The organism is Tsuneonella litorea (assembly GCF_025154015.1).
In the GTDB taxonomy this organism is placed as follows: Bacteria; Pseudomonadota; Alphaproteobacteria; order Sphingomonadales; family Sphingomonadaceae; genus Tsuneonella; species Tsuneonella litorea.
The window spans coordinates 1-1471 of the sequence record NZ_JAOAMV010000022.1 but is presented as its reverse complement, the minus strand read 5'-3'; the positions used below and the strand labels follow the sequence as shown (position 1 = coordinate 1471).

Here is a 1471-nt window from a genome sequence, read left to right as displayed (position 1 = left end):
CCTATTCTGTTGAAGAAGTCGGCCTCTGCGACGACGGAGCGGCGAGGCAGATTGTAGGCGAGCGGGCTCCCGCTCTCGATCAGGCGAGGGCGAGCCTCCGTTCTGGGGTCATCTTCGCCATCTTCCGGAGGTTCTGGGCTGCGGCGGCGAGGTGGAACTCGTCTCTTGCTCCGTTGGGCCCCCGCAGGCGCAAGCGATCCAGCTTCAGGATGCGCTTGAGGTGGGCGAACAGCATCTCGACCTTCTTCCGCTGGCGACGTGAGACGAGATAGGCGTCGGTGGTGGCGATGCTGCGGGCCAAGTCACGCGCGCCCTCGTGAACTGAGCGCGTCACCTTGCGAGCGGGCGTGTTGGGCGTGCATCGCTGCCGGAAGGCGCACGCCTGGCAGTCCTGCTGGCGTGCGCGGTAGCGTATCGAGCCATCCTTATCGACGCCGGTGCGCGGCGTGCTGAAGTTGCGATTGGACCGCCGCAGGCGATTACCACCCGGACAGATGTAGCTGTCGTCGTCGTGGTCATAGACGAAGTCGCCGCGCTCGAAGCTGCCATCGTTCCGGGCGGCCTTGTCGAACACCGGGATGTGCGGCTCGATGCTCTTGTCCTCCACCAGCCAAGCCAGGTTGGCGGCTGAGCCATAAGCGGTGTCGGCCACGAGGCGCTCGGGCCAGATGCCGAAGCGCTCCTGCGTTCGCTCGATCATCCTGCGCTGGGCGGTCACCTCGGCCTGGCGGACCGAGGTCGTCGCTTCGACATCGACGATCACCGCATGATCGAGGTCGATCAGGTAGTTGGTGCTGTAGGAGTAAAACGCCGCCTCGCGCGTGGCCGCGGTCCAGCGCGATGCAGGGTCGGTGAGGTTGATCCGCTTGGGCGTAACTGGCGTCGCTCCGCCGAACGCAGCATCGTCGAGCACTTCCAGATACTCGCGCACCGCACGTCCCACTGCTTGCGCCAGCAGACCTTCCTCGCCGGGCACCGAGCGCTGGCGATGGACATCGGCGCGGATGAGACTTGCGTCGACCGCAAAGCCTTCTCCGCCAACTAGCCCCTCGGCCATGCAGCGCTCGACGGTCATCTCGAACAGACGCCGCAGCAGGTCGCTGTCGCGGAACCGGCCGTGCCGGTTCTTTGAGAAGGTCGAGTGATCGGGCACCGCGCCTTCGAGGCCCAGGCGGCAGAACCAGCGATAGGCGAGGTTAAGATGCACCTCCTCGCACAGCCGCCGCTCGGATCGGATCCCCATGCAGTAGCCTATGATCAGCATCCGGATCATCAGCTCGGGATCGATCGAGGGCCGACCCATCTCGCTGTAATAGGGTCTCAGATGCTCGCGGAGCCCACCCAGATCGACGAACCGGCCGATCGACCGAAGCAGGTGATCCGCCGGCACGTGGCTCTCGATGCTGAAGCTGTAGAACAGCGCTTCCTGCATCACCGTCCGCTCGCCCATCATCCCTGATCTCCCGGCTGC

At 65.2% G+C, this 1471-nt stretch carries 1 protein-coding gene; it reads right to left on the bottom strand.

Annotation, left to right across the window (positions count from 1 at the left end; genetic code table 11):
• Positions 1 to 79: 79 nt before the first annotated feature.
• Complete coding sequence (locus tag N0B51_RS14785; protein ID WP_259963365.1) at positions 80 to 1453, bottom strand: transposase; 1374 nt, start codon at positions 1451 to 1453, stop codon at positions 80 to 82.
• Positions 1454 to 1471 lie beyond the last annotated feature (18 nt).

Excerpts from the sequence above, each read along its gene's own strand:
- N0B51_RS14785 (WP_259963365.1), bottom strand. The coding sequence starts at position 1,453 with ATGATGGGCGAGCGGACGGTGATGCAGGAAGCGCTGTTCTACAGCTTC.